The organism is Oceanicola granulosus HTCC2516 (genome assembly GCF_000153305.1).
Lineage (GTDB): Bacteria > Pseudomonadota > Alphaproteobacteria > Rhodobacterales > Rhodobacteraceae > Oceanicola > Oceanicola granulosus.
This window is the reverse complement of the sequence record NZ_CH724107.1, coordinates 2391152-2412615: the sequence shown is the minus strand read 5'-3', so window position 1 is coordinate 2412615 and position 21464 is coordinate 2391152. Positions and strand designations below refer to the sequence as shown.

23 protein-coding genes and 1 tRNA gene are annotated in these 21464 nt (G+C 70.7%); 12 read left to right on the top strand and 12 right to left on the bottom strand.

The window, feature by feature from the left end:
* The 5 genes from OG2516_RS11570 to OG2516_RS11550 are packed head-to-tail and all read left to right on the top strand — an operon-like array spanning position 1 to position 5084.
* Positions 1-1116 carry a CgeB family protein gene (locus OG2516_RS11570; RefSeq protein WP_040615163.1) on the top strand — a complete coding sequence of 372 codons (1116 nt, stop codon included), beginning with the start codon at positions 1-3 and terminating at the stop codon, positions 1114-1116.
* Positions 1113-2204: a CgeB family protein gene (locus OG2516_RS11565; protein ID WP_007255858.1), complete on the top strand. Its 1092-nt coding sequence runs from the start codon at positions 1113-1115 to the stop codon at positions 2202-2204. Before OG2516_RS11570 ends, OG2516_RS11565 begins: the two co-directional genes overlap by 4 nt.
* Entirely contained in the window at positions 2201-3319 is a 1119-nt protein-coding gene (locus OG2516_RS11560) for a CgeB family protein (RefSeq protein WP_007255857.1), read from the top strand. The genes OG2516_RS11565 and OG2516_RS11560 overlap by 4 nt, the downstream gene beginning before the upstream one ends.
* Positions 3310-4326 (top strand): UDP-glucuronic acid decarboxylase family protein, encoded by a 1017-nt coding sequence (locus OG2516_RS11555; RefSeq protein ID WP_007255856.1) that lies wholly within the window; start codon positions 3310-3312, stop codon positions 4324-4326. Before OG2516_RS11560 ends, OG2516_RS11555 begins: the two co-directional genes overlap by 10 nt.
* Positions 4323-5084, top strand: a complete 762-nt coding sequence (locus OG2516_RS11550; protein WP_007255855.1) for a TIGR04290 family methyltransferase — start codon at positions 4323-4325, stop codon at positions 5082-5084. The genes OG2516_RS11555 and OG2516_RS11550 overlap by 4 nt, the downstream gene beginning before the upstream one ends.
* Before the next feature lie 23 nt (positions 5085-5107).
* Here OG2516_RS11550 and OG2516_RS11545 read toward each other — a convergent pair.
* From OG2516_RS11545 to OG2516_RS11530, 4 genes are all read right to left on the bottom strand, one after another.
* Positions 5108-5183, bottom strand: a tRNA-Thr gene (locus OG2516_RS11545).
* Between the two features lie 53 nt (positions 5184-5236).
* On the bottom strand, positions 5237-6724 hold the full coding sequence (locus tag OG2516_RS11540) for a heme biosynthesis protein HemY (RefSeq protein ID WP_007255854.1): 1488 nt from the start codon (positions 6722-6724) through the stop codon (positions 5237-5239).
* Between the two features lie 10 nt (positions 6725-6734).
* Positions 6735-7880, bottom strand: coding sequence for a COG4223 family protein (locus OG2516_RS11535; protein WP_007255853.1), 1146 nt, complete (start codon positions 7878-7880; stop codon positions 6735-6737).
* 48 nt (positions 7881-7928) lie between these two features.
* Positions 7929-8636 (bottom strand): uroporphyrinogen-III synthase, encoded by a 708-nt coding sequence (locus OG2516_RS11530; RefSeq protein ID WP_007255852.1) that lies wholly within the window; start codon positions 8634-8636, stop codon positions 7929-7931.
* Between the two features lie 68 nt (positions 8637-8704).
* Between OG2516_RS11530 and tsaD the strand changes: the two genes are divergently transcribed.
* Genes tsaD through OG2516_RS11510 form a run of 4 tightly spaced genes read left to right on the top strand, consistent with a single transcriptional unit; the run spans position 8705 to position 11600 of the window.
* Positions 8705-9769, top strand: coding sequence for a tRNA (adenosine(37)-N6)-threonylcarbamoyltransferase complex transferase subunit TsaD (tsaD, locus tag OG2516_RS11525; RefSeq protein WP_007255851.1), 1065 nt, complete (start codon positions 8705-8707; stop codon positions 9767-9769).
* Entirely contained in the window at positions 9766-10725 is a 960-nt protein-coding gene (locus OG2516_RS11520; RefSeq protein WP_007255850.1) for an NAD(P)H-dependent glycerol-3-phosphate dehydrogenase, read from the top strand. Before tsaD ends, OG2516_RS11520 begins: the two co-directional genes overlap by 4 nt.
* Positions 10726-10728: 3 nt before the next feature.
* Positions 10729-11148 carry an EVE domain-containing protein gene (locus OG2516_RS11515; protein WP_007255849.1) on the top strand — a complete coding sequence of 140 codons (420 nt, stop codon included), beginning with the start codon at positions 10729-10731 and terminating at the stop codon, positions 11146-11148.
* A gap of 59 nt (positions 11149-11207) precedes the next feature.
* The gene (locus OG2516_RS11510) at positions 11208-11600 is read left to right on the top strand and encodes a DUF1761 domain-containing protein (RefSeq protein WP_007255848.1); all 393 of its coding nucleotides are present in this window, start codon (positions 11208-11210) and stop codon (positions 11598-11600) included.
* A gap of 173 nt (positions 11601-11773) precedes the next feature.
* Here OG2516_RS11510 and OG2516_RS11505 read toward each other — a convergent pair whose 3' ends face one another.
* From OG2516_RS11505 to ahcY, 3 genes are all read right to left on the bottom strand, one after another.
* On the bottom strand, positions 11774-12115 hold the full coding sequence (locus OG2516_RS11505) for a DUF2853 family protein (RefSeq protein ID WP_007255847.1): 342 nt from the start codon (positions 12113-12115) through the stop codon (positions 11774-11776).
* Between the two features lie 112 nt (positions 12116-12227).
* Positions 12228-12950 carry a PRC-barrel domain-containing protein gene (locus tag OG2516_RS19005; RefSeq protein WP_156799317.1) on the bottom strand — a complete coding sequence of 241 codons (723 nt, stop codon included), beginning with the start codon at positions 12948-12950 and terminating at the stop codon, positions 12228-12230.
* A 303-nt stretch (positions 12951-13253) separates the two neighbouring features.
* Positions 13254-14639: an adenosylhomocysteinase gene (ahcY, locus tag OG2516_RS11495; RefSeq protein ID WP_007255845.1), complete on the bottom strand. Its 1386-nt coding sequence runs from the start codon at positions 14637-14639 to the stop codon at positions 13254-13256.
* Positions 14640-14806: 167 nt separating this feature from the next.
* On the opposite strand from ahcY, the gene OG2516_RS11490 reads away from it, so the two are divergent.
* Together OG2516_RS11490 and OG2516_RS11485 are read left to right on the top strand one after the other, a co-directional pair.
* Positions 14807-15397, top strand: a complete 591-nt coding sequence (locus OG2516_RS11490; RefSeq protein WP_007255844.1) for an HD domain-containing protein — start codon at positions 14807-14809, stop codon at positions 15395-15397.
* On the top strand, positions 15394-15870 hold the full coding sequence (locus tag OG2516_RS11485) for a GNAT family N-acetyltransferase (RefSeq protein ID WP_007255843.1): 477 nt from the start codon (positions 15394-15396) through the stop codon (positions 15868-15870). The genes OG2516_RS11490 and OG2516_RS11485 overlap by 4 nt, the downstream gene beginning before the upstream one ends.
* Here the strand turns inward: OG2516_RS11485 and OG2516_RS20890 are convergent.
* Together OG2516_RS20890 and OG2516_RS19965 are read right to left on the bottom strand one after the other, a co-directional pair.
* A complete protein-coding gene (locus OG2516_RS20890; RefSeq protein WP_007255842.1) occupies positions 15858-15992 on the bottom strand; it encodes a hypothetical protein in 135 nt (44 codons plus the stop codon). The two genes, OG2516_RS11485 and OG2516_RS20890, sit on opposite strands and share 13 nt — an antisense overlap.
* Before the next feature lie 23 nt (positions 15993-16015).
* Positions 16016-16177 (bottom strand): hypothetical protein, encoded by a 162-nt coding sequence (locus OG2516_RS19965; protein ID WP_007255841.1) that lies wholly within the window; start codon positions 16175-16177, stop codon positions 16016-16018.
* Positions 16178-16275: 98 nt separating this feature from the next.
* Here OG2516_RS19965 and OG2516_RS11480 point away from each other — a divergent pair, with 98 nt between their 5' ends.
* Positions 16276-17151, top strand: coding sequence for a LysR substrate-binding domain-containing protein (locus OG2516_RS11480; protein ID WP_007255840.1), 876 nt, complete (start codon positions 16276-16278; stop codon positions 17149-17151).
* Here the strand turns inward: OG2516_RS11480 and OG2516_RS11475 are convergent.
* The 3 genes from OG2516_RS11475 to OG2516_RS11465 all read right to left on the bottom strand — a co-directional run bounded on the left by OG2516_RS11475 (position 17148) and on the right by OG2516_RS11465 (position 21458).
* Complete coding sequence (locus OG2516_RS11475) at positions 17148-18245, bottom strand: glycine cleavage T C-terminal barrel domain-containing protein (protein ID WP_007255839.1); 1098 nt, start codon at positions 18243-18245, stop codon at positions 17148-17150. The two genes, OG2516_RS11480 and OG2516_RS11475, sit on opposite strands and share 4 nt — an antisense overlap.
* Before the next feature lie 103 nt (positions 18246-18348).
* Positions 18349-20832, bottom strand: a complete 2484-nt coding sequence (gene infB / locus OG2516_RS11470) for a translation initiation factor IF-2 (protein ID WP_040615161.1) — start codon at positions 20830-20832, stop codon at positions 18349-18351.
* On the bottom strand, positions 20829-21458 hold the full coding sequence (locus tag OG2516_RS11465; RefSeq protein WP_007255837.1) for an RNA-binding protein: 630 nt from the start codon (positions 21456-21458) through the stop codon (positions 20829-20831). Before OG2516_RS11465 ends, infB begins: the two co-directional genes overlap by 4 nt.
* Between the last annotated feature and the right edge of the window lie 6 nt (positions 21459-21464).

Sequence of the window (21464 nt, the reverse complement as noted above, 5' to 3'; positions counted from 1 at the left end):
ATGCGCTTCCTGTTCTACACCCACTCCCTCGCCTCCGACTGGAACCACGGCAACGCCCACTTCCTGCGCGGCGTCATGCGCGCCCTGCAGGTCCGCGGCCACGGCACCCACGCGCTCGAACCCGACGGCGCGTGGAGCCGCGAGAACCTGATCGCCGACCGTGGGCCCGGGGCGATCGGCGACTTCGAGCGGGTCTTCCCCGAGCTGAGCTGGGAAATCTACGGCGCCGGCTTCGACCACGAGGCCGCGCTCGACGCCGCCGACGTGGTGGTGGTGCACGAGTGGACCGACCCGACCCTCGTCGCCCGCATCGGGCGGGCGCGGGCGCGCGGCGGGCGGTTCACGCTGCTGTTCCACGACACCCACCACCGGGCCGTCAGCGCCGAGGGCGAGATCGCCGGCATGGACCTGGCGGGCTACGACGGGGTGCTGGCCTTCGGCGAGGCCCTGCGCGAGCGCTACCTCGCGGCGGGCTGGGGCCGGCAGGTCTTCACCTGGCACGAGGCCGCGGATGTGAGCCTGTTCCGCCCCGATCCGGCCGCCAAGCCGGAGGGCGACCTCGTCTGGGTCGGCAATTGGGGCGACGGCGAGCGGACCGAAGAGCTCGAGCGGTTCCTCATCGCGCCCGCCGAGCTGCTCGGCCTCAAGACCCGCATCCACGGCGTCCGCTACCCCGACCACGCGCGCGCCCGGCTGCGCGACGCGGGCATCAACTTCGCCGGCAGCATCGCCAACACCGACGTCCCCCGCGCCTTCGCCGCCCATCGCGTCACCGTCCACGTCCCGCGCCGGCCCTATGTCGAGAGCCTGCCCGGCATCCCGACCATCCGCCCGTTCGAGGCGCTGGCCTGCGGCATCCCCCTCGTCAGCGCGCCGTGGGACGATGCCGAGGGTCTGTTCCGGCCCGGCGACTTCCGCTTCGCCGCCGACGGCGACGAGATGACCGCCCACCTGCGCGAGCTGCTCTCCAACCCGGACGCCGCGCGCGAGCAGGCGACCTGCGGGCTCGAGACGATCCACGCCCGCCACACCTGCGGCCATCGCGCCGACGAACTGCTCGCGGTGCTGACCCGCCTCGACATCGACACCAAGACGACAACGGAGGCCAGCGCATGAGCCGCATCGCATTCTACGGGTCCAGCCTGCTGTCGAGCTACTGGAACGGCGCCGCGACCTACTACCGGGGCATCATCCAGGCCCTCACCGCGCACGGCCACCGCGTCACCTTCTACGAGCCCGACGTCTACGACCGGCAGGCCAACCGCGACATCGACCCGCCCGAGTGGTGCGAGGTGGTGGTCTACGACGGCACGCCCGAGGCGCTGAAGCGCGTCGCCGCCGAGGCCGCGAAGGCCGACGTGGTGGTGAAGGCCAGCGGCGTCGGCTTCGAGGACGACATGCTGCTGCGCGAGGTGATGAGCCACGCCGCGCCGCACACGCTGCGCATCTTCTGGGACGTCGACGCCCCCGCCACCCTCGCCGCCATGCAGGCCGACCCCGACGACGCGCTGCGCACCATGCTGCCCGACCTCGATCTCGTCCTGACCTACGGCGGCGGCCAGCCCGTGATCGACGCCTACCGGGCCCTCGGCGCGCGCGAATGCGTGCCCGTCTACAACGCGCTCGATCCGTCGACGCATCACCCGGTCCCGCCCGATCCGCGCTTTGCCTGCGACCTCGCCTTCCTCGGCAACCGCCTCCCCGACCGCGAGGCGCGGGTGGACGAGTTCTTCTTCGGCCCCGCCCGCGCGCTGAGCGGGCACACGTTCCTGCTCGGCGGCTCGGGATGGGAGCAGGACAAGGTGCCGGGCAACGTCCGCTGCCTCGGCCACGTGCGCACCGCCGACCACAACGCCTTCAACGTCACCCCCAGGATGGTGCTCAACATCGCCCGCGATTCGATGGCCGCGACGGGCTTCTCCCCGGCCACCCGCGTCTTCGAGGCGGCGGGCGCGGGGGCATGCCTGATGACGGATTACTGGGAGGGGATCGAGCTGTTCCTGAAGCCCGGCGAGGAGGTGCTCGTCGCCCGCGACGGGCAGGACGTCACCGAGGCGCTGCGCGACATGCCCCCCGGCCGCGACGCCGCCATCGGCGAGCGGGCCCGCGCCCGGATCCTGGCCGAGCACACCTACCAACACCGCGCCCGCCAGCTCGACGCGCTGCTGCGCGCACGGGTGCGTTCTTCGGAGGCGACGGCATGAGCAAGCCGCTCGACATCGTCATCCTCGGCCTGTCGCTCGCCTCGAGCTGGGGCAACGGCCACGCGACGACCTTCCGCGCGCTCATCAAGGGCCTCGCCGCCGAAGGCCACCGCGTCCTGTTCCTCGAGCGCGAGGTGCCGTGGTACGCGGGCGACAACCGCGACCTGCCCGACCCGGACTTCTGCGAGCTGGTCTACTACCACGCGCTCGACGACATCACCGGCCGCCACGCCGCCCGGCTCGAGGCCGCCGACGCGGTGATCGTCGGCAGCTACGTCCCCGAGGGCGCGGCGCTGATCGACCGGCTCGCGGAGATGCCGCTCAAGCGACTCTGCTTCTACGATATCGACACGCCTGTCACGATGGACCTGCTCGACAAGGGCGAGGACACGCACCTCGCGAAGCGGCAGGTGCCGCTGTTCGACGCCTATTTCAGCTTCTCCGGCGGCCGCGTGCTCGACCGGCTCGCCGAGCGCTACGGCGCGCGTCGCCCGCTGCCGCTCTATTGCTCCGTCGACGAGACCCGCTACGCCCGCGCCGACGTGCCGATCAAGTGGGACATGGGCTACCTCGGCACCTACAGCGACGACCGCCAGCCCGGCCTCGAGGCGCTGCTGATCGAGCCGGCGCGGCGGCTGCCCGGGATGCGCTTCGTCGTGGCCGGGCCGCAATATCCGGACGACATCGACTGGCCCGCCAACGTCGAGCGGATCGAGCACCTGCCGCCGAGCGAGCACGCCGCCTTCTACAGCGCCCAGCGCTTCACCTTGAACATCACCCGCGCCGCGATGCGCCGGCTCGGCTGGTCGCCGAGCGTCCGGCTGTTCGAGGCCGCGGCCGTCGGCACGCCGATCCTGTCCGACCGCTGGCGAGGTCTCGGCGAGCTGCTGCCGGAGGGGGAGGCGATCGTCATCGCCGATGGCACTGATGATGCCGTTGCCGCGTTGACCGGGCGGGACGGAACGACGCCCGAGGCCCTCGCGGCGCGGGCCCGGAAGATCGTCCTCGCCGGCCATACCGGTCGGGCGCGGGCGGCGGAGCTGGCCGCAGAACTTCAGAAACTACCGGACGAGGGGACCCGTCGGGAAGCGAAGGAGACGCCGGAATGGACATGACCCCCCTGCCCAGAACCATACTCGTGGCCGGTGGTGCCGGCTTCATCGGCTCGCACCTCTGCGCCGCCCTGCTCGAGGAGGGCCACCGGGTGATCGCGCTGGATTCCTACCAGACCGGAACCCGGCACAACGTCGCCGGCCTGCTCGGCCACCGGAACTTCCGGCTCATTGACGGTGAAGTAGAGACGCTTCCGCCGATCTCGGGCCGTATCGACCGCATCTACAATCTCGCCTCCCCCGCCTCGCCGCCCGCCTACCAGGCGGACCCGGTCCGCACGATGATGACCAACGTCGTCGGCACCAATAACCTGCTCGCGCTCGCGGAGGCCAAGGGGGCGCGGCTGCTGCAAGCCTCGACGAGCGAGGTCTACGGCGACCCGGAGGTCCACCCGCAGCCCGAAGGCTATACCGGGCATGTCAGCTGCACCGGCCCCCGCGCCTGCTACGACGAGGGCAAGCGCGCCGCCGAAGCGCTGTGCTACGACTACCTGCGCGCGGGCCGCACCGACGTGCGCGTGGCGCGGATCTTCAACACCTACGGCCCGAACATGCAGTGCGACGACGGGCGCATCGTGTCAAACCTGATCTGCCAGGCGCTGTCCGACGAGCCGATGACGATCTACGGCACCGGCCAGCAGACCCGCTCCTTCTGCTACGTCGCCGACATGGTCGCCGGGCTGATGGCGCTGATGGAGGTGCCGGAGACGCCCGACGCGCCCGTCAACATCGGCAACCCCGGCGAATTCACCATCCTCGACCTGGCCGAGCTGATCCGCTCCATGGTGCCGACCTCGGCCCATCCCGTCTTTCGCCCGCTGCCCAAGGACGACCCCCAGCGCCGCCGCCCCGACATCTCGCGCGCCAAGGCGCTGCTGGGCTGGGAGCCGCGTGTTCCGCTGGAACAGGGTCTGAAGGAGACGATCCCGTACTTCGCCGAGGCCCTGCAGCGCCCGGCGATCGCGGCCGCCGGCGGCGGCGCGGAAGCGGCGGCGGAGGTGCGCCCGTGACGGAGGCTTCAGGCGACGCCACCGCCCGCCGCATCGCCGAGCTCGGGCCGTGGTTTCACAACCTGACCATCGACGGCATCGAAACCGCCCCCGACCACTTCCTGGGCGACTACCCGCGCTTCAAGTTCGAGGGCTTCCGCGACGTGCTCCCCGACGACCTGCAGGGCGCGAGCGTCCTCGACATCGGCTGCAACGCGGGCTTCTACAGCCTCGAGATGGCGCGGCGCGGCGCGGGCCGCGTGGTCGGCATCGACAGCGATCCGCACTACCTCGCACAGGCGGAGTTCGCCGCCGAACGCGCGGGCGTGGAGCTCGACCTGCGGCAGATGGACGTCTACGACGTCGCCGCGCTCGGCGAGCGGTTCGATCTCGTGATCTTCATGGGCGTGCTCTACCACCTGCGCCACCCGCTGCTCGCGCTCGACCTGCTCTACGAGCACGTCGTCGACGACCTGATGCTGTTCCAGTGCATGCAGCGCGGCCCCGACACCGCCGCCGCGCCCGTCGCGGACGATTACGACTTCGACGATCCCGAGCCGTTCGAGCGCGCCGACTGGCCGCAGCTCTGGTTCATCGAGCAGCGCTTCTCGGCCGATCCCACCAACTGGTTCGTCCCGAACCGGCCCGCGATGGAGGCGATGCTGCGCTCCTCCGGGTTCGAAATCACCGCCCAGCCCGAGCGCGAAGTCTATCTCTGCCGCCGCGGCGAGCGCGGCGAGATGGTCCCGCCACCGCCCGCGATCCGCACGGGCGGCTGACGCCGCGATCTCTGGGGAAGTCGTGGTGCCGGTGAAGGGACTCGAACCCCCGACCCCATCATTACGAATGACGTGCTCTACCAGCTGAGCTACACCGGCCACGGCGGGCCTCTTAACACCGAGGCCCGCGGCGGGAAAGGGCTATTTCGGCCTTACCGTACGGTCTCTTGCCGCGAGATATCCCCATCCGCCGACGCATCGACGACCTTCGCCTCCTCGGGCGGCACGGAGCCCGGCGCGGCGGTCTCGGCGCTGCGGTCTTCGATGCGGCCGACGATGAGCGGCAGCATCTCCACCCCGCGCGGCATCGCCACCTCCGACTGCGGCGGCCGCTTCCAGGCGAGCGTGTCGAAGCTCTTGCAATTGGGACAGACCGGCGCCCAATGCGCCGCGACGTTGTGGCAGTTGTCGCAGATCCACTGATCGCCCCGCGGCGCCGTGAGAGCCTTGGTGAGCCAGCCACGCACGACGGTGTCGTCCGCGCCCGCACCCCGCTCGATGGCGGCCATCAGGGTCAGCACGCGCGCGGTCGGGTCGGTCTCGACGAGATCGCCCAGGGCGCGCTTCGCCTCCGGGAAATCCTCGGCGGCGACGTGGAGCTCCGCGAGCAGCATCCGCGTCTCGGAATGGTCGGGGTGCACGCGGGTCAGGTCGCGGAAGCGCTTGATCCGCTCGGCGGGCCCCTCGTCGGGCTTGATGTCGGCGAAGGCGGCGGCGAGGTCGGGGTGCGGCTGCGCCTCCCAGGCCTTCTTGAGCACCCGCGCGGCACTGCGTCCGTTGTTCTGGTCGATGTAGCCGCGCGCGGCCATGATCGCGGCGGGGATCAGGTCGGGCGACAGGCGGTTGGCCTCGATGGCCTCCTCGTGGGCCGCGGCGTCCTTGCCTTCGAGCAGCTTCTCGCGCGCCTCCGACAGCGCCAGCACCGCGTCGCGGCGGCGGTGGACGTCGCGCGGGATCGCGCCCGTCTTGAGCCGCGCGCCGAGCGTCTGGCGGGCGCCGGCCCAGTCCTCGTGCTCGGCCTGCAGGCGCAGCAGCGTGTTCGACACCTCGTCGTTCTTCGGCGACAGGGCGAAGGCACGCTGCGCGAGCTGCATCGCCGTCTCGGTCTCGCCCGCCTCGAGCTTCTGGCGCATCAGACCCTGCACCCCGACGAACCGGGTCCGGTCGTCCTGCAGCAGCAGCTTGTAGGTATCCTCGGCGACGCGCCGGTCACCCGCCCGCTCGGCGGCCTGCGCCTTGAGGAGGTTGGTCAGCTCCGGCCGGTCGAGGTAGCGGTCGGCCTTCTCGGCCTTGACGAGCGCCAGCTGCCCGTCGCCCGCCGCGAGCGCCATCATCCCTTCCGACAGCGCCTCGAAGCCGCGCCGCTCGGTGCGCTTGTTGAAGTAGCGGCTCACCGCCGTCTCGTCGCCGTTGAGAAAGTGGAACAGCGCGCTCAGCAGGCCGAGGAGCTTGAAGAACAGCCAGATCGCGAGGACCAGCACCACGAAGGCGATGGCGAGCTGCAGCGTCGTCAGCGTGACCTCGTAGCCCGCCATGGTGACCGTCGCGCCGCCTTCGACGTTCATCAGCCAGACCGCCCCGTAGGCGATCGCCATGACGACGACGACGAAAGCGAGGAGCTTGAGGAGGGTCAGGAGCATACGCGCGGCCTCAGTTGGTGTTCAGGGATTGGGTCAGGTCGTCGAGCGCGGCGAGCGCCTCGACACGGCGGGCGGCGGCGGTGCGCCAGTCGGCCATCGCCTCGAGGGCAGGCGCGGGCAGCGCGTCGAGCTCGGCGAGCGCCTCGGCCACCCGCCCCTCGCGCAGCGCCGCCTCGGCGCGCGACAGCACCGCGTCGGGGTCGTCGCCCTCGCGCGGCTCGACGGAGCGGACGTTGAACTGGCGGCGGAAGAAGCCGCCCGTGCCCTCGGCGGTCGCGTCCTCGCCCGCGGCCCGGGCCGCGGCGAGGGCGGCGCGGGCGGCGTCGGCGTAGCTCGCCTGCAGCTCGGAGAGGCTGGTGACGCCCTCCTCCGCGTTCTCCGCGATCACCTGCGGCACGTCCGCGCCCGCTTCCGTCGCCTGCAGCTCGGCCAGCGGCTCGGCATAAGGGGCACCGTTGCGCAGGGCGCTCGCCACGTCCTCGGCGGCGGCGCGGGCGGCGGCGGCGTCGGCGGCGGCGGCCGACTGCGCCTCGACCGTCTCGGCCTGCTCCTGCAGCGCCACGAGCTCGTTCTGCACCTGCCCCGAGAGAGACTCGACGTTGCCCTCGGCGGTGGCGACCCGCTCCTCGAGCGCGCTTACCGTCGCCGCCGTCTCCTCGCGCAGCGCGGCGATCTCGCGCTCGTAGGCCTCCACGGCGGCACTCGAGAGCGAGCCGTCCGCCTGCGGACGCTGCTCGACGTCGGTCAGCCGCTCGTCGAGCGCGGCGATGTTGGCGTTGATCTGGGCCAGCGTGTCGCCAAGCTCGTCCTGCAGCGCATCGACCCGCTCGGAAGCCTCGCTCGCCCCGGCGGAGGCGCTGTCGACGGCCTGCTGTAGCGGCGCGAAGTCGGGCCCCTCGGCCAGCTCCTCGACGGCGGCCTGAAGCTCGGCGATGGCGGCGGCGTTGTCGGGGCCGGTGGTGTCGACCACCTCGTCGCCCGGCCCGAACTGGAAGAACGCGAGCCCGTAGCCGACGGCCCCGGCGAACAGCCCGCCCACGATGGCGCCCGCGAACCCGCCGCGGCGCACCTCCACGACCTTCTCCCGGTCGGCCGGAACGGGATCACGGGGCGTGGCGGTCTCGTCTGCGGTGCTCTCGTTCGTGATGTCCGCCACCTGGGCAATTCCTTCCGTATCTGATGCGGCCCTCAACCTAGACCGCCCTCAAGGCATCAACAATGGCCCGAGCACGTCGCACGTCAACGCGAGCACCGCCTCTCCCTCGGGAGCCGGCGCGACGCGGCACTCCCGCGAGGCCAACGCCGCCAAGGGCCCGGCGGTTGCCGCGCTGATCGCGACGAGGTGCAGCGGCGCGTCAATCGGCGTGAGCGCGGCGAAGAGCGCGGCCGAGCGGGGGGAGAACAGCGGGACGACGAGGGGCGCGTCACCGCGCAGTAGGGCCCAAGCTTGCGGCGTCGGCGGGCGCGGCTCCTGGCGGTAGACGACGCGCTCGGCACAGGGCAGGCCCGCCTCGGTCAGGCGACGCGCCACGTCGCCCCGCGCGTGCGCCCCGCGCAGGTGCAGCAGCGGACCTGCGGGACGGCGAGCGCGCAGCAGCGCCACGAGCGAGTCCGCGTCCCCCTCCGCCGCCACCGCCTCGAGCCCCGCCGCCCGCGCCGCCGCCGCCGTCTGCGGCCCTACGCACCAGGCTTCGCCGCCCAGCCCCAGCCGGTCCGCCGCCGCCGCGCCGTTGGCAGAGGTTAGCACAAGTGCGCCCGCCTCGGGCAGCGGGCCCGGGTCACAGTGCACGATCTCCTGCAGCGGCGATATCAGGCTCTGTACCGGCCCAACCCGCGCCTGCACCGCCTCGGCGAAGCGTTCGGCCGCCGGTGCGGGACGGGTGACGAGCAGGACGGGATCGGGCGCGGGCATGAGCGGGGGCCATTGTTCGGGGAGCGGGCCAGTGTTACCTGCAGCGCACCCAAGAGCAACCGGCGCCCATGTCCGATCCCCTGATCCTCGGCCTCGAAAGCAGCTGCGACGACACCGCCGCCGCCCTCGTGCGCGGCCGGCGGATCCTGTCGTCGGTCGTCCTCGGCCAGGCGGAGCTCCACGCCGACTTCGGCGGCGTCGTCCCGGAGATCGCCGCCCGCGCCCATGCCGAGAAGATCGACCACTGCGTCGAGGCCGCGCTCGAGGAGGCGCGGGTGACGCTGGCGGAGGTCGACGCAATTGCCGTCACGGCCGGGCCGGGGCTGATCGGCGGGGTGCTCGCCGGGGTGATGTGCGCCAAGGGGCTGGCGGCGGCGACGGGCAAGCCGCTGATCGGGGTCAATCACCTCGCCGGCCATGCGCTGACGCCGCAGCTCACCGACGGGGTTGCCTTCCCCTACCTGCTGCTGCTCGTCTCGGGCGGGCATTGCCAGTTCCTGCTGGTCGAGGGCGCCGACGAGTTCCGCCGACTCGGCGGCACGATCGACGACGCGCCGGGCGAGGCCTTCGACAAGACCGCCCGCCTGCTCGGCCTGCCCCAGCCCGGCGGCCCCGCCGTCGAGCGCGCCGCCGCCGAGGGCGATGCCCGCCGCTTCGCCCTGCCACGCCCGCTGCTCGACAGACCGGGCTGCGACATGAGCTTCTCCGGCCTGAAGACGGCCCTGCTGCGGGCCCGTGACGCCATCGTCGCCGAGAAGGGCGGCCTCACCGTCACCGACCGCGCCGACCTCTGCGCCGGCTTCCAGCAGGCGGTGGCCGATATCCTCGCCGAGAAGACGCGCCGGGCGCTGGCCGAGGCAGGCGTATCGCGGTTCGCCGTCGCCGGGGGCGTCGCGGCCAACGGCACGGTCCGGGCGGCGCTCGAGGCGGTTTGCGCCGAGACAGACACTGGTTTCCTCGCCCCGCCGCTGGCGCTCTGCACCGACAACGCCGCGATGATCGCCTACGCGGGCGGCGCTCTCTTCGCGCTGGGGCGGCGCGACGGCATGGACCTCGCGGCCCGGCCGCGCTGGCCGCTCGATTCCCGGGCGGCGGCGATGCTAGGGTCGGGCAAGAAGGGAGCGAAGGCATGATCGCAGTGGCGGGAGGCGGCGCGTTCGGCACCGCGCTGGCGGCGGCCCTGGCGGCGAACGGGCCGGTGACGCTCTGGATGCGCGACGCGGAGGAGGCCGCGCGGAACGAACAAACGCGGGAAAATCGCCACCGGCTCGCCGGGGTGCCGATCCCCGCGCCGGTGCGCGTTTCGGCTGATCTAGAGACTGTTTTCGCCGCCGAGATCGTGCTGCTCGCCATTCCCGCCCAGCAGCTCCGCCCGTTCCTCGCGCAGCACGGCGCCCGCCTTGCCGGCAAGCCGCTCGTCGCGTGCTCCAAGGGTATCGACGTGGAGACGGGCGAGGGGCCGTCGGCCATCATCGAGGCCGCCGTGCCCGATGCCACCGCCGCCGTGCTCACCGGCCCGAGCTTCGCCGCCGACATCGCCCGCAGCCTGCCGACCGCCCTCACCCTCGCCTGCCGAAACTCCGCCGCCGCCGTCGCGCTGCAGGACCGGCTCTCGACCCCGGTGCTGCGGCTCTATCGCACCGCCGATGTCACCGGTGCCGAGCTCGGAGGGGCGCTGAAGAACGTCATGGCCATCGCCTGCGGCACCTGCATCGGCGCGGGCTTCGGCGAGAGCGCACGCGCCGCGCTCATCACGCGCGGCTTCGCCGAGATGCAGCGCCTCGCCGTCGGCATGGGCGCCGAGGCCGAGACCCTCGCGGGGCTGTCGGGCTTCGGCGACCTGACCCTGACCTGCACCTCCGACCAGTCGCGCAACTACCGCCACGGCCTCGCCATCGGGCGCGGCGAGCGCGGAGACACGGGGAGCACCGTCGAGGGTGTCGCCACGGCCCGCGCCATCGGCCGGATCGCCCGGGTGCGCGGCCTCGACCTGCCGGTCTGCGCGGTGGTCGAGGCGCTGGTGGAAGAGACGATCACGGCGCAGGATGCGCTCGCACGACTGCTGTCGCGGCCGCTGAAGGAGGAGTGAGCGATGGCGTATTGGCTGTTCAAGTCCGAGCCCGAAGGCTGGTCCTGGGACGATCAGGTCGCGCGGGGCGAGGCGGGCGAGGAGTGGGACGGGGTGCGCAACTACCAGGCGCGCAACGTGATGCGGCAGATGAAGGTCGGCGACCTCGGCTTCTTCTATCACTCGCAATCCGACAAGGCCGTCGTCGGCATCGTCGAGGTCATCGCCGAGGCGCACCCCGACAGCACCAGCGACGACGATCGCTGGGAGTGCGTCGATATCCGTGCCGTGCGCCCCTTCACCCGGCCGGTGACGCTCGAACAGATCAAGGCCGACCCGCGCTTCGCCGACATGGCGCTGGTGAAGAACACGCGGCTGTCGGTCCAGCCGGTGGACGAGGCCGCCTGGCGGGCGATCTGCGAGATGGGGGACACGGCGCCGTAGCGCCGCGCGCCGATCGGCTTCATACTCGCTTGCAGGGACAGCAGAGAGAGGGGCCGCTCATGACCATCATCGCGATACTCGTCGCCGCCATCGCCAGCTTCGCCGGCGGTGCGGCGTGGTACATGACGCTGTCGAAACAGTGGCTCGAGGCGTCGGAGGTGCCGACGGGGCCGGACGGCGCGCCGCTCAACAGCGGGCCGACGCCGCACGTCGTCAGCTTCGTCGCGCAGCTGCTGGTGGCGATCATGCTGCGCCACATTCTCGAGGCGGGCGACGTGGAGAGCGTGTTCGGCAGCGCGCTGTCGGGCTTCGGTGTGGGGCTGTTCTTCATCGCACCTTGGCTGGCGATGAACTACGCGTACTCGGCGCGGAAGCCAAAGCTGATCGTGCTCGACGGCGGCTACGCGATCCTCGGACCGACGATCATCGGCTTCGTGCTGGGCCTGTTCTGAAACGATGGCGGAGGGCCCCGGCGGCTGCCGAAACCCTCCGCCTCACCCCGCGTGCCCACCACGCGTGTCGTCGGGAAGTGTTTCGGCCGTCCTGGCCCTCCCGGTCGTCCTACACCGCGAGGGCACGACCAGGCAAAGACCAAGTGCCGACAATTCGACGCGAATGCTCCGCGTCAGCGGTAGACGGACTCGCGACCGAAGTGCTTGGTGAGCATGTAGTAGATGACCGCCCGGTACTTGTCGCGCTCGCTGCGGCCGTACGTCTCGATCACCTCCTCGATCGCCTCCGTCAGCTCCGGCCCGTCGGATAGGCCGAGCTTGCGGACGAGGAAGTTGTTCTTCACCGTCTCGACCTCGCTGGGCTGGCTCGCCGCCACCGTGGCGCTGTCGGAATTGTAGATCGCCGGCCCGCAGCCGATCGTCACCTTGCGCAGCAGCTCCATGTCCGGCTCGATGCCGCACTTGGTGCGCAGATCGTCCGCGTACCGCTCGATCAGGTCTTCGCGCTTGCCCATGCCGTCCCCCTGTTGATCCCCGGAGAGGGTAGGGTGTCGGATGACATCACGCAACGCCGCACGAGAAAAAGCCCGGGCGGCTGCCCGGGCTTCTGGTGTCAGATAGACACTGTTACTGCATGACTTCGGAGAGCGGGACGTCGGCTTCCATGCCTTCGATCTCGGACTCGTCGAACTCGGGCAGCTCCTTCAGGCCATCCTTGGTCGCGCCGGCGAGCAGCAGGCTCTGGCCGCCGTCGACGAGCTGGAAGTCCTCGAGCGGGATCGCCACGGTGTACTCGCCGAGGCCCAGGAAGCCGCCGACGCCGATCACACCGGCCAGCGCTTCGGAGGTCTGCACCACGTAGTCGATCTCGCCGACACGGTCGCCTTCGTCGTTGCGCACGATGAGGCCGACCACGTCGCCGACCATCATCTCCTCGAAGCTGGTGAAGGTGGGAGCGACGGCCATTTCACCGTCGACAGCCGGATCGACGGCCGGGTCGGTGGCGGTGCCGACAGCGGTGTTGGCTTCGGGATCGATGGTCTCGACCTCGGCCTCGACGGTCTCCATCTCGCCTTCGGCCATCTCCTCGCCCTCGACCATCTCGGTCTCGGCCATTTCGCCGTCTTCCATCTCGGCCTCGCCCTCGGCCATGGTCACGGCAGCGGCGTCGCCATCCGTCTCCATCTCCGTTTCGGCGGTCTCCATTTCGGTTTCGGAGTCCATCTCGGTCTCGGCGTCCATCTCCGTCTCCGCGGCCGCGTTGGCCTCGGTGCTGACGGAGGCTTCGCCGTCGTTGATGGTCACGTCGATGGTGATCGAGGTCGTGCCTTCCGGGATCTGCACTTCCATCGACTCGGTCGTCTGAGCGAGGGAAGCCGACGCGAAAAGAGCGCTGGCAGCGGCACTGATCATGAGAGTCTTGTAGGTCATCGGATTTGCTTCCTCGTGTGTTTCGATTGCTAGAGAAAGCGCCGAAGGTTCTGACTCGTTCCCTGCCCGGCTACATTTTTCGACGTCGGAAGCGGCGGTATTTCGCCGATAGTTTACAGGGCCTTCCCGCGCCATGGGAGGCCGCAGCCGCGCCGGGCTGCTATGTCATATGACTCATCGCCCGGACGGCGGCATCGTGCGCGCCGCCCGGGCGGAAGATTATCAGTAGCGGTAATGTTCGGGCTTGAAGGGCCCCTCGGGAGAGACGCCGATATAGGCCGCCTGCTCCGGGCTCAGCTCGGTCAGCCGCGCGCCGATCTTGGCGAGGTGCAGCCGCGCGACCTTCTCGTCGAGGTGCTTGGGCAGGATGTAGACCTTGTTGTCGTACTGGTCGCCCTTCGTCCAAAGCTCGATCTGCGCCAGCACCTGGTTGGTGAACGAGGCCGACATCACGAAGGACGGGTGGCCGGTGGCGTTGCCGAGGTTCAGCAAGCGGCCCTCAGAGAGCAGGATGATGCGAGTGCCCGAGGGCATCTCGATCATGTCCACCTGCTCCTTGATGTTCGTCCACTTGTGGTTGCGCAGGTTGGCGACCTGGATCTCGTTGTCGAAATGGCCGATGTTGCCGACGATCGCCATGTCCTTCATCTGCCGCATGTGCTCGATGCGGATCACGTCCTTGTTGCCGGTCGTGGTGATGAAGATATCGGCGCTGTCGATCACGTCCTCGAGCAGCACCACCTCGAACCCGTCCATCGCCGCCTGCAGCGCGCAGATCGGGTCGGCCTCGGTAATCTTCACCCGCGCCCCGGCGCCGCGCAGCGAGGCGGCCGAGCCCTTGCCAACGTCGCCGTAGCCGCAGACCACGGCGACCTTGCCTGCCATCATCGTGTCGGTGGCGCGGCGGATGCCGTCGACGAGGCTCTCCTTGCAGCCGTACTTGTTGTCGAACTTCGACTTGGTGACGCTGTCGTTGACGTTGATCGCCGGGAACGGCAGCCGGCCCTGCTTGACCAGCTCGTAAAGCCGGTGGACGCCGGTGGTGGTCTCCTCCGACACGCCCTTGATCGCGTCGCGCGTCTTGGTGAACCAGCCCGGGCTCTGCTCCATGCGCTTCTTGATCTGCGCCTGGATCACCTCTTCCTCTTCGGAGGTCGGCACGCCGAATTCCTTGCCGGCCTCGGCGTCGGCGCCGAGCAGCACGTAGAGCGTCGCGTCGCCGCCGTCGTCGAGGATCATGTTCGGACCCTCGGGGAACTGGAACGAGCGGTCGAGGTAGTCCCAGTGCTCCTCCAGCGACTGCCCCTTGATCGCGAACACCGGCACGCCCGCGTCGGCGATGGCGGCGGCGGCGTGGTCCTGGGTGGAGAAGATGTTGCACGAGGCCCAGCGGACGTCGGCGCCGAGGGCGGTCAGGGTCTCGATCAGCACGGCGGTCTGGATCGTCATGTGCAGCGAGCCGACGATGCGCGCGCCCGTGAGCGGCTTGCTCTCGCCGTATTCCTCGCGCAGGGCCATCAGGCCGGGCATTTCGGTCTCGGCGATGTCGAGCTCCTTGCGGCCGTAGCCGGCGAGAGCGATGTCCTTGACGACGTAATCCTTGGCCATTGCGGTGGCACTCCTGAGCTGGATCCGGTTGGCCACGGCCTTAGCAGGTGGACCCTGAACCGACAACTGCGCCACCTTGACCTCCCCCGCCGGCTGCGCATGCTGGCCAGCCGTAACGACGGAGCGCTCATGCCCGACCACCCGCACCGGCCGCGCGGCTCGGCCCGATGAAGCAGCCCCGCGCCTGGCAGAGGATGCTCTCCGGCCGCCGGCTCGACCTGCTCGACCCGACGCCGATGGACATCGAGATCGAGGACATCGCCCACGGCCTCGCCTTCGTCGCCCGCTGGAACGGGCAGACGCACGGCGACTACGCCTATTCCGTCGCCGAGCACTCGCTGCTGGTGGAGGACATCTTTTCGCGGCAGGTGCCTGCCGCGCCGCCGAAATGGCGGCTGGCGGCGCTGCTGCACGACGCGCCGGAATACGTCATCGGCGACATGATCTCGCCGGTGAAGGCCGCCGTCGGACCGGCTTACGGAGCGCTCGACGAGCGGCTGATGAGCGCGATCCACCTGCGCTTCGGGCTGCCGGCGCAGGTGCCGAAGACGGTGAAGCGCCAGATCAAGCGGGCCGACAAGGTCTCGGCCTGGCTCGAGGCGGTGCGGATCGCGGGCTTCTCCGAGGCCGAGGCGACGCGCTTCTTCGGCCGGCCCGCGCCCGAGTTCATCGACGAGTGCGACATCCGCCTGCGCCCGCCCGTCGAGGTGCGCGCCGACTACACCGCGCGCCACGCCGCGCTCCTGGCGGCGCTTTGATCCTGCGCCCGGCGAGCGACGCGGACGCCGCCGGCCTCTGCGCCGTCATCAACCCGCTGATCGCCGCCGGCGGCACGACCGCCCATCGCCGCCCCTTCACGCCCGCGCGCATGGTGGCGCACTACATCGCCCCGCCCGACGGCGTCTGCTGCACGCTCGCCGAGGACGAGGCCGGGACGGTGCTGGGCTTTCAGTCGCTGGTGCGCGCCGACCCGGCCTTCGGCGACGGCATCCCGGCCGGCTGGGGGATCATCGCCACCTTCGTCCGCGCCGGCCACGGCCGCGGCGGCATCGGCTCGGCCCTGTTCGCGGTGACGCGCGAGGCCGCCCGCGCCGCCGGGCTGGTCGCGATCGACGCGACGATCCGGCGGGAAAACGCGGGCGGCCTCGCCTATTACGGCCGCATGGGCTTCGTGACCTGGCGCGAGACCGACGACGCGGTGTCGCGGCGCTTGGATCTTCAGCCGCGGTAGAGGTCCAGCGCGCGGCGCAGCCAGGTACGGCGCTGCGGGCTCGGGCGGGCCGGGCGGCGGTGGACGGGCCAGGGGTCCTGGCGGCTGGCGGTGTGCAGGGTGTCGTTGAGGATGTTGAACATGACGGTGAACCAGGACGGGCGGCCTACCAGAGGTCGCGGTTGGGGTTGAAGCGGTACGGCTCGGGGCTGCGGCTGTGCAGGTCGGAGCGGAACCTCTCGCTCCAGTCCTCGCCCTGCCGGGGCCGGGCGCGGCCGGGCGGCGGGGTCGTTGCCTTTCGCAGCATATCTGCAAGTATGCTGAACATGTGCGCCTCCTTTGACTCGATCCGATGCATCATAGATACCGCTCAGGGCGCTTTCGGACGACTCAGGAAGATTTTCGATGTGTAAGCGCAGCTAACGGATGGACTGGCGGCACGTCCCCTCACTCGCGGCGCTGCGCGGCTTCGAGGCCGCGGCGCGGCTCGGGAGCCTGTCGGCGGCGGCGCGCGAGCTGAACGTCACCCACGCCGCCATCGCCCAGCACGTGCGCACGCTGGAGGATCATTTCGGCATCCCGCTGCTGCAGCGGCAGGGCCGTACCATGGCGGTGACGGTGGAGGGCCAGCCGCTCGCGCGGGCGCTGGGCGAGGCGTTCGGGATCATCGGCGCGGCGAGCCGCGACATGCTCGACACCGGCAGCAGCCGGGCGCTGCGGGTGGCGCTGACGCCGTCCTTCGCGGCCAACTGGCTGATGCCCAAGATCAGCGGCTTCTGGCTCAAGCACCCGGAGGTGACGCTCGAGCTGATGCCCAACAACGACCTCGTCGACCTGCGCGCCGACGGCATCGATCTCGCCATCCGCTACGGTCGCGGCGGCTGGCCCGGGCTCGACAGCGAGCCGCTCGTGGTCGCCTCGCTCTACGCCGTCGGGGCGCCGGGGCGCTACCGGGCGACGGAGGGCGAGGGGCTGGCGCAATTCGCCGGCGAGACGTGGATCCTCGACCGGGGCGCGCGCGAGGAGCAGATCTGGGCGCTCTCGCACGGTATCGACCTCGCCGAGGAGCGGGTGCTCCAGTTCGATTCCGCGCAGCTCGCCATGGAGGCGGCGAAGGCGGGGCTCGGGATCACCATCCTGCCGCGCCCGATCCTGCTCGCCGATATCCGCGCCGGCCGGCTGACAGTGCTCGGCGCACAGGAGGAGGCGGAAGTGGCCTACCACCTCCTCACCCGCCCCGGCACCATCAGTCAGGCGCGCGACCTGTTCGTGCGCTGGCTGAAGAGCGAGGCGGCGGGCTAGAGGAACGGCACCTCGTGCAGGTGCGCCGGGTAGAGCGTCTCGCCGACGCGCACCGACAGGCCGTCCTCGACGCCGCTCTGCAGCAGGCCGACGGCGATCGTCCGGCCGAGGCGCTTCGAGTAGACCAGCTCGCTCACGAAGCCGACCTCCGCACCGTCGCGCTCGAGCGGGACCGGGTGGCCCGGCGTCGGCGGGTCGCCCTCGACCACCACGCCGACGCGCCGCCGCGGCGGCGTCTGGTCGGCGAGCGGGGCGAGCGCGTCGCGGCCGATGAAGTCGTGGCCGAGATCGACCATGCCGCCGAAGCCCATTTCGTAGGGTGTCGCCGGGTGGGTCTGGCGGCGCATGTCGGCGCCGTAGGAGATCAGGCCGCTCTCGATGCGCTCCACGTCGTTGGGCGCGCCCGGACCGATGCCGAACGGCTGCCCCGCCTCCCGCACCCGGGCCCAGAGCGCGAGGGCGCGGCGCGTGTCGGTGAGGTAGAGCTCGAACCCGCCCTGCTTCGACCAGCCGGAACGGGCGAGCAGCAGCGGGATGCCATCGAGCTCGCGCGGCTCGAAGCGGAACGGCCTGATCTCCCGCACCGCCTCGCCGAGGAGCGCGGCGACCACGTCCTCCGCCTTCGGCCCCTGCACCGCGAGGGGCGCGACGTCGGGCTCGCTGACCCGCACGTCGAGTCCGCGCTCGCGGCCGATGGCGGTGGCCCAAAGCCCGATGTCGCTGTCGGCGATGGAAAGCCAGAAGCGGTCGTCGGCGAGCTTCAGCAGGACCGGGTCGTTGATGAGCCAGCCGTCATGGTCGCAGAGTGGCACGTAGCGCCCCTGCCCCGGCTCCATCCCGGCAATGTCGCGCGGGGTCAGCACCTGCGCCAGCCGCGCGGCATCCGGCCCTTCGAGCTGGACCTGCCGCTGCACGGCGACATCCCACATCGCGACGCCCTCGATCAGACGGTCGTACTCGCCGTCGGGGTCGCCGTAATGGGCGGGCAGGAACATGTGGTTGTAGACGGCGAAGGCGCGCACTCCGTCCTCGACGGTGGCGTCGAAGTAGGGCGACTTGCGTACGTTGGGGCCGACGGCAATCTCGTAGGTCATGCCGAGCGAGATAAGCCGCCGGGCGCGGGATCAAGCCGATGGGCAAAACAGAAAGGGCGGAAGCCGCAGCTCCCGCCCTCTTCTCCAGACTTTATCGCGGCGGTCAGAGCGTACGCTCGAACTCCTCGCGCTCGAAGATCTCGATGACGTCGCCTTCGCGGATGTCCTCGTAGTTCTCGAAGGCCATGCCGCATTCCTGGCCCGACTGGACCTCGGCGACTTCGTCCTTGAAGCGCTTGAGCGTCTTCAGGGTACCTTCGTGGATCACCACGTTGTCGCGCAGCAGGCGGACGCCGGCGGAGCGGCGGGCCACGCCCTCGGTGACGAGACAGCCGGCGACCTTGCCCACGTTGGAGACCTTGAAGACCTCCTTGATGTTGGCGTAGCCGATGAACTTCTCGCGCACCTCGGCCGACAGCAGGCCGGAGGCGGCCGCCTTCACGTCGTCGACCAGGTCGTAGATCACCGAGTAGTAGCGGATCTCCACGCCCTTCTGGTTGGCGGTGTTGCGCGCCGAGGCGTTGGCGCGGACGTTGAAGCCGAACACCGGCGCGCCCGAGGCCTCGGCGAGGCCCACGTCGCTCTCGGTGATGGCGCCGACGCCGGAGTGCAGCACGCGCACGCGGACTTCGTCGTTGCCGATCTTCTCCATCGCCTGGACGATGGCCTCGGCGGAGCCCTGCACGTCGGCCTTCACCAGGATCGGCAGCTCGGCGACGTTCTCGTCGGCCTTGGCCTTCGCCATGAGCTGCTCGAGGGTCGTCGCGGCGCCGGCGGCGGCGCGCTTCTCCTTGGCGGCGTTGGCACGGTACTCGGCGATCTCGCGGGCCTGCGCCTCGGTCTCGACGACGTTCAGGACGTCGCCGGCCTCGGGCGTGCCATTGAGGCCGAGCACCTCGACCGGAACCGACGGCCCGGCTTCCTTCACGCGCTTGCCCTGGTCGTTCTCCATGGCGCGCACCTTGCCCCACTGCTCGCCGACGACGAAGATGTCGCCCTGCTTGAGCGTTCCGCGCTGGACCAGCACGGTGGCGACGGGGCCACGGCCCACGTCGAGCTGCGCCTCGATCACGGCACCTTCGGCGGCGCGGTCGGGGTTGGCGGTCAGTTCGAGGACTTCGGCCTGCAGCGCGATCGCCTCGAGCAGGTCGTCGAGACCCTTGCCCGTGGTCGCGGAGACTTCCACGTCCTGCACGTCGCCCGAAAGCTTCTCGACGATGACCTCGTGCTGCAGCAGGTCGGTGCGGACCTTGTCGGGGTTCGCGGCCGGCTTGTCGCACTTGTTGATCGCGACGATCATCGGGACCTTGGCGGCCTTGGCGTGATTGATCGCCTCGACCGTCTGCGGCATCACCGCGTCGTCGGCTGCGACGACGAGCACGACGACGTCCGTCACCTGCGCGCCGCGGGCGCGCATGGAGGTGAAGGCGGCGTGGCCGGGCGTGTCGAGGAACGTCAGCGTGCTGCCGCTCTCCGTCGTCACCTGGTAGGCGCCGATGTGCTGCGTGATGCCACCGGCCTCGCCCTGCACGACGCGGGCGTTGCGGATGGCGTCGAGGATCGACGTCTTGCCGTGATCGACGTGGCCCATGATCGTGATGACGGGCGGACGCGGCTTCAGATCGCCCGCCTTGTCCTCGACCGTGTCGATGACCTGCTCGACGTCGGCGTCGGAGACGCGCACGACCTTGTGGCCGAATTCCTCGATGATCAGCTCGGCGGTGTCGGCGTCGATGGTCTGGGTCTGGGTCGCCATGATGCCGTTCTGCATCAGCGCCTTGACCACGTCGGCGACGCGCTCGGACATGCGGTTGGCCAGCTCGGAGACCATGATGGCCTCGGGCAGACGCACCTCGCGCACGACCTTCTCGCGCTCGACGGGGCCGCCCATGGCCTTCTGACGGGCACGCTCCTGCTTGCGCTTCATCGCCGCGAGCGACTTCTGCCGGCCGCCTTCGCCACCGCGAAGCGCCTGGTTGAGGGTCAGCTTGCCGGAACGGCGGCCGTCGTCGCGGGCGCCCTTGCCACGCGGACGATCGGTGCGGGCCTCGCGCTCGCGGTCGGGCTTGCGGGCGGTGTTGCTCGGACGCTGGGCCGCGGCCTCGGCATCGGCCGGGTTCGGCGCAGGCTCGTTCTTCGCCGCTTCCTTGCGGTTGCGCTCGGCCTCGGCTTCCTGCTTCTTGCGGGCTTCCTCTTCGGCGCGAGCCTTGGCGCGCTCTTCGCGCTCGCGCTCTTCGCGCTCCTTGGCCTCGGCCTCCTCGCGGCGGCGCCTGCGATCGTCCTCGCGGGCCTTTTCCTCGGCGGCGCGCCGCTCTGCGTCTTCGGATTCGCGGGCGCGGGCCAGCGCGAGCGCCTTCATGCGGCGCTCGAGTTCGGCCTCGGAAATCCCTGCAGGCCGGCGCGACGGATCGCCGCCGACGGCAGCGCCGCCACCGGTCTTGGCCGCGCCCGGCTTGGGCGTAACCACCCGCTTGCGTTTGGTTTCCACCACGACGTTCTTGGTCCGCCCATGGCTGAAGCTCTGCTTCACGTTCCCCGGACGGGAGCCGCGCAGACCAAGTGTTTTCTTGCCGTCGGTATCGCTCATGTAGCTCTAATGTCCTTCCGGGCGGCCGTGTCGCCGCCTTCGCTGGTCCGCAAACCTCTAAGCTTTGCGGCTTCCTCTACAACACGGTCACTGAGTCCGCCAGTGGAGAGCGCGCCGTGTATCACACTTTCCCGGCCGAAGGCCACACCAAGCTCCGAAGCGGAGAGGATGTCGTAGTACCGTGCCCCCTCCGGCGTCCAAAGCTTGCTCTTGCCACGTACCGACCCGTCACTCGCCTGCAGCAGCACGCGCACCGGCCTGTCGGCCAGCCAGCCCTTCACCTTCTCGAACCCGCACACCGCGAGCCCGGCCTTCCGCGCGAGGGCGATCAATTCGACGACGCGCCGGGCGACTTGCCGCTCGACCTCGTCCGCCAGCCCCTCGGGCACCTCCACCTGTGCCTTGGCGGCGCGGGCGAATTGCCCCTTCTTCGCCTGATCGAGAACGGCACGGTCGGCGGTGACCCACATCCCGCGGCCCGGCAGCTTGCCGGCCACATCGGGAACGATGACATTATCTGGGGACGAAACGAAACGGATCAAGCCCTGCTTGGGCCCGACCTCGCCGGTGACGATGCACCGGCGCTCCGGCTCGTCCCGTCCCTTGCTGCGACCACCGCGCGACATGGCGAA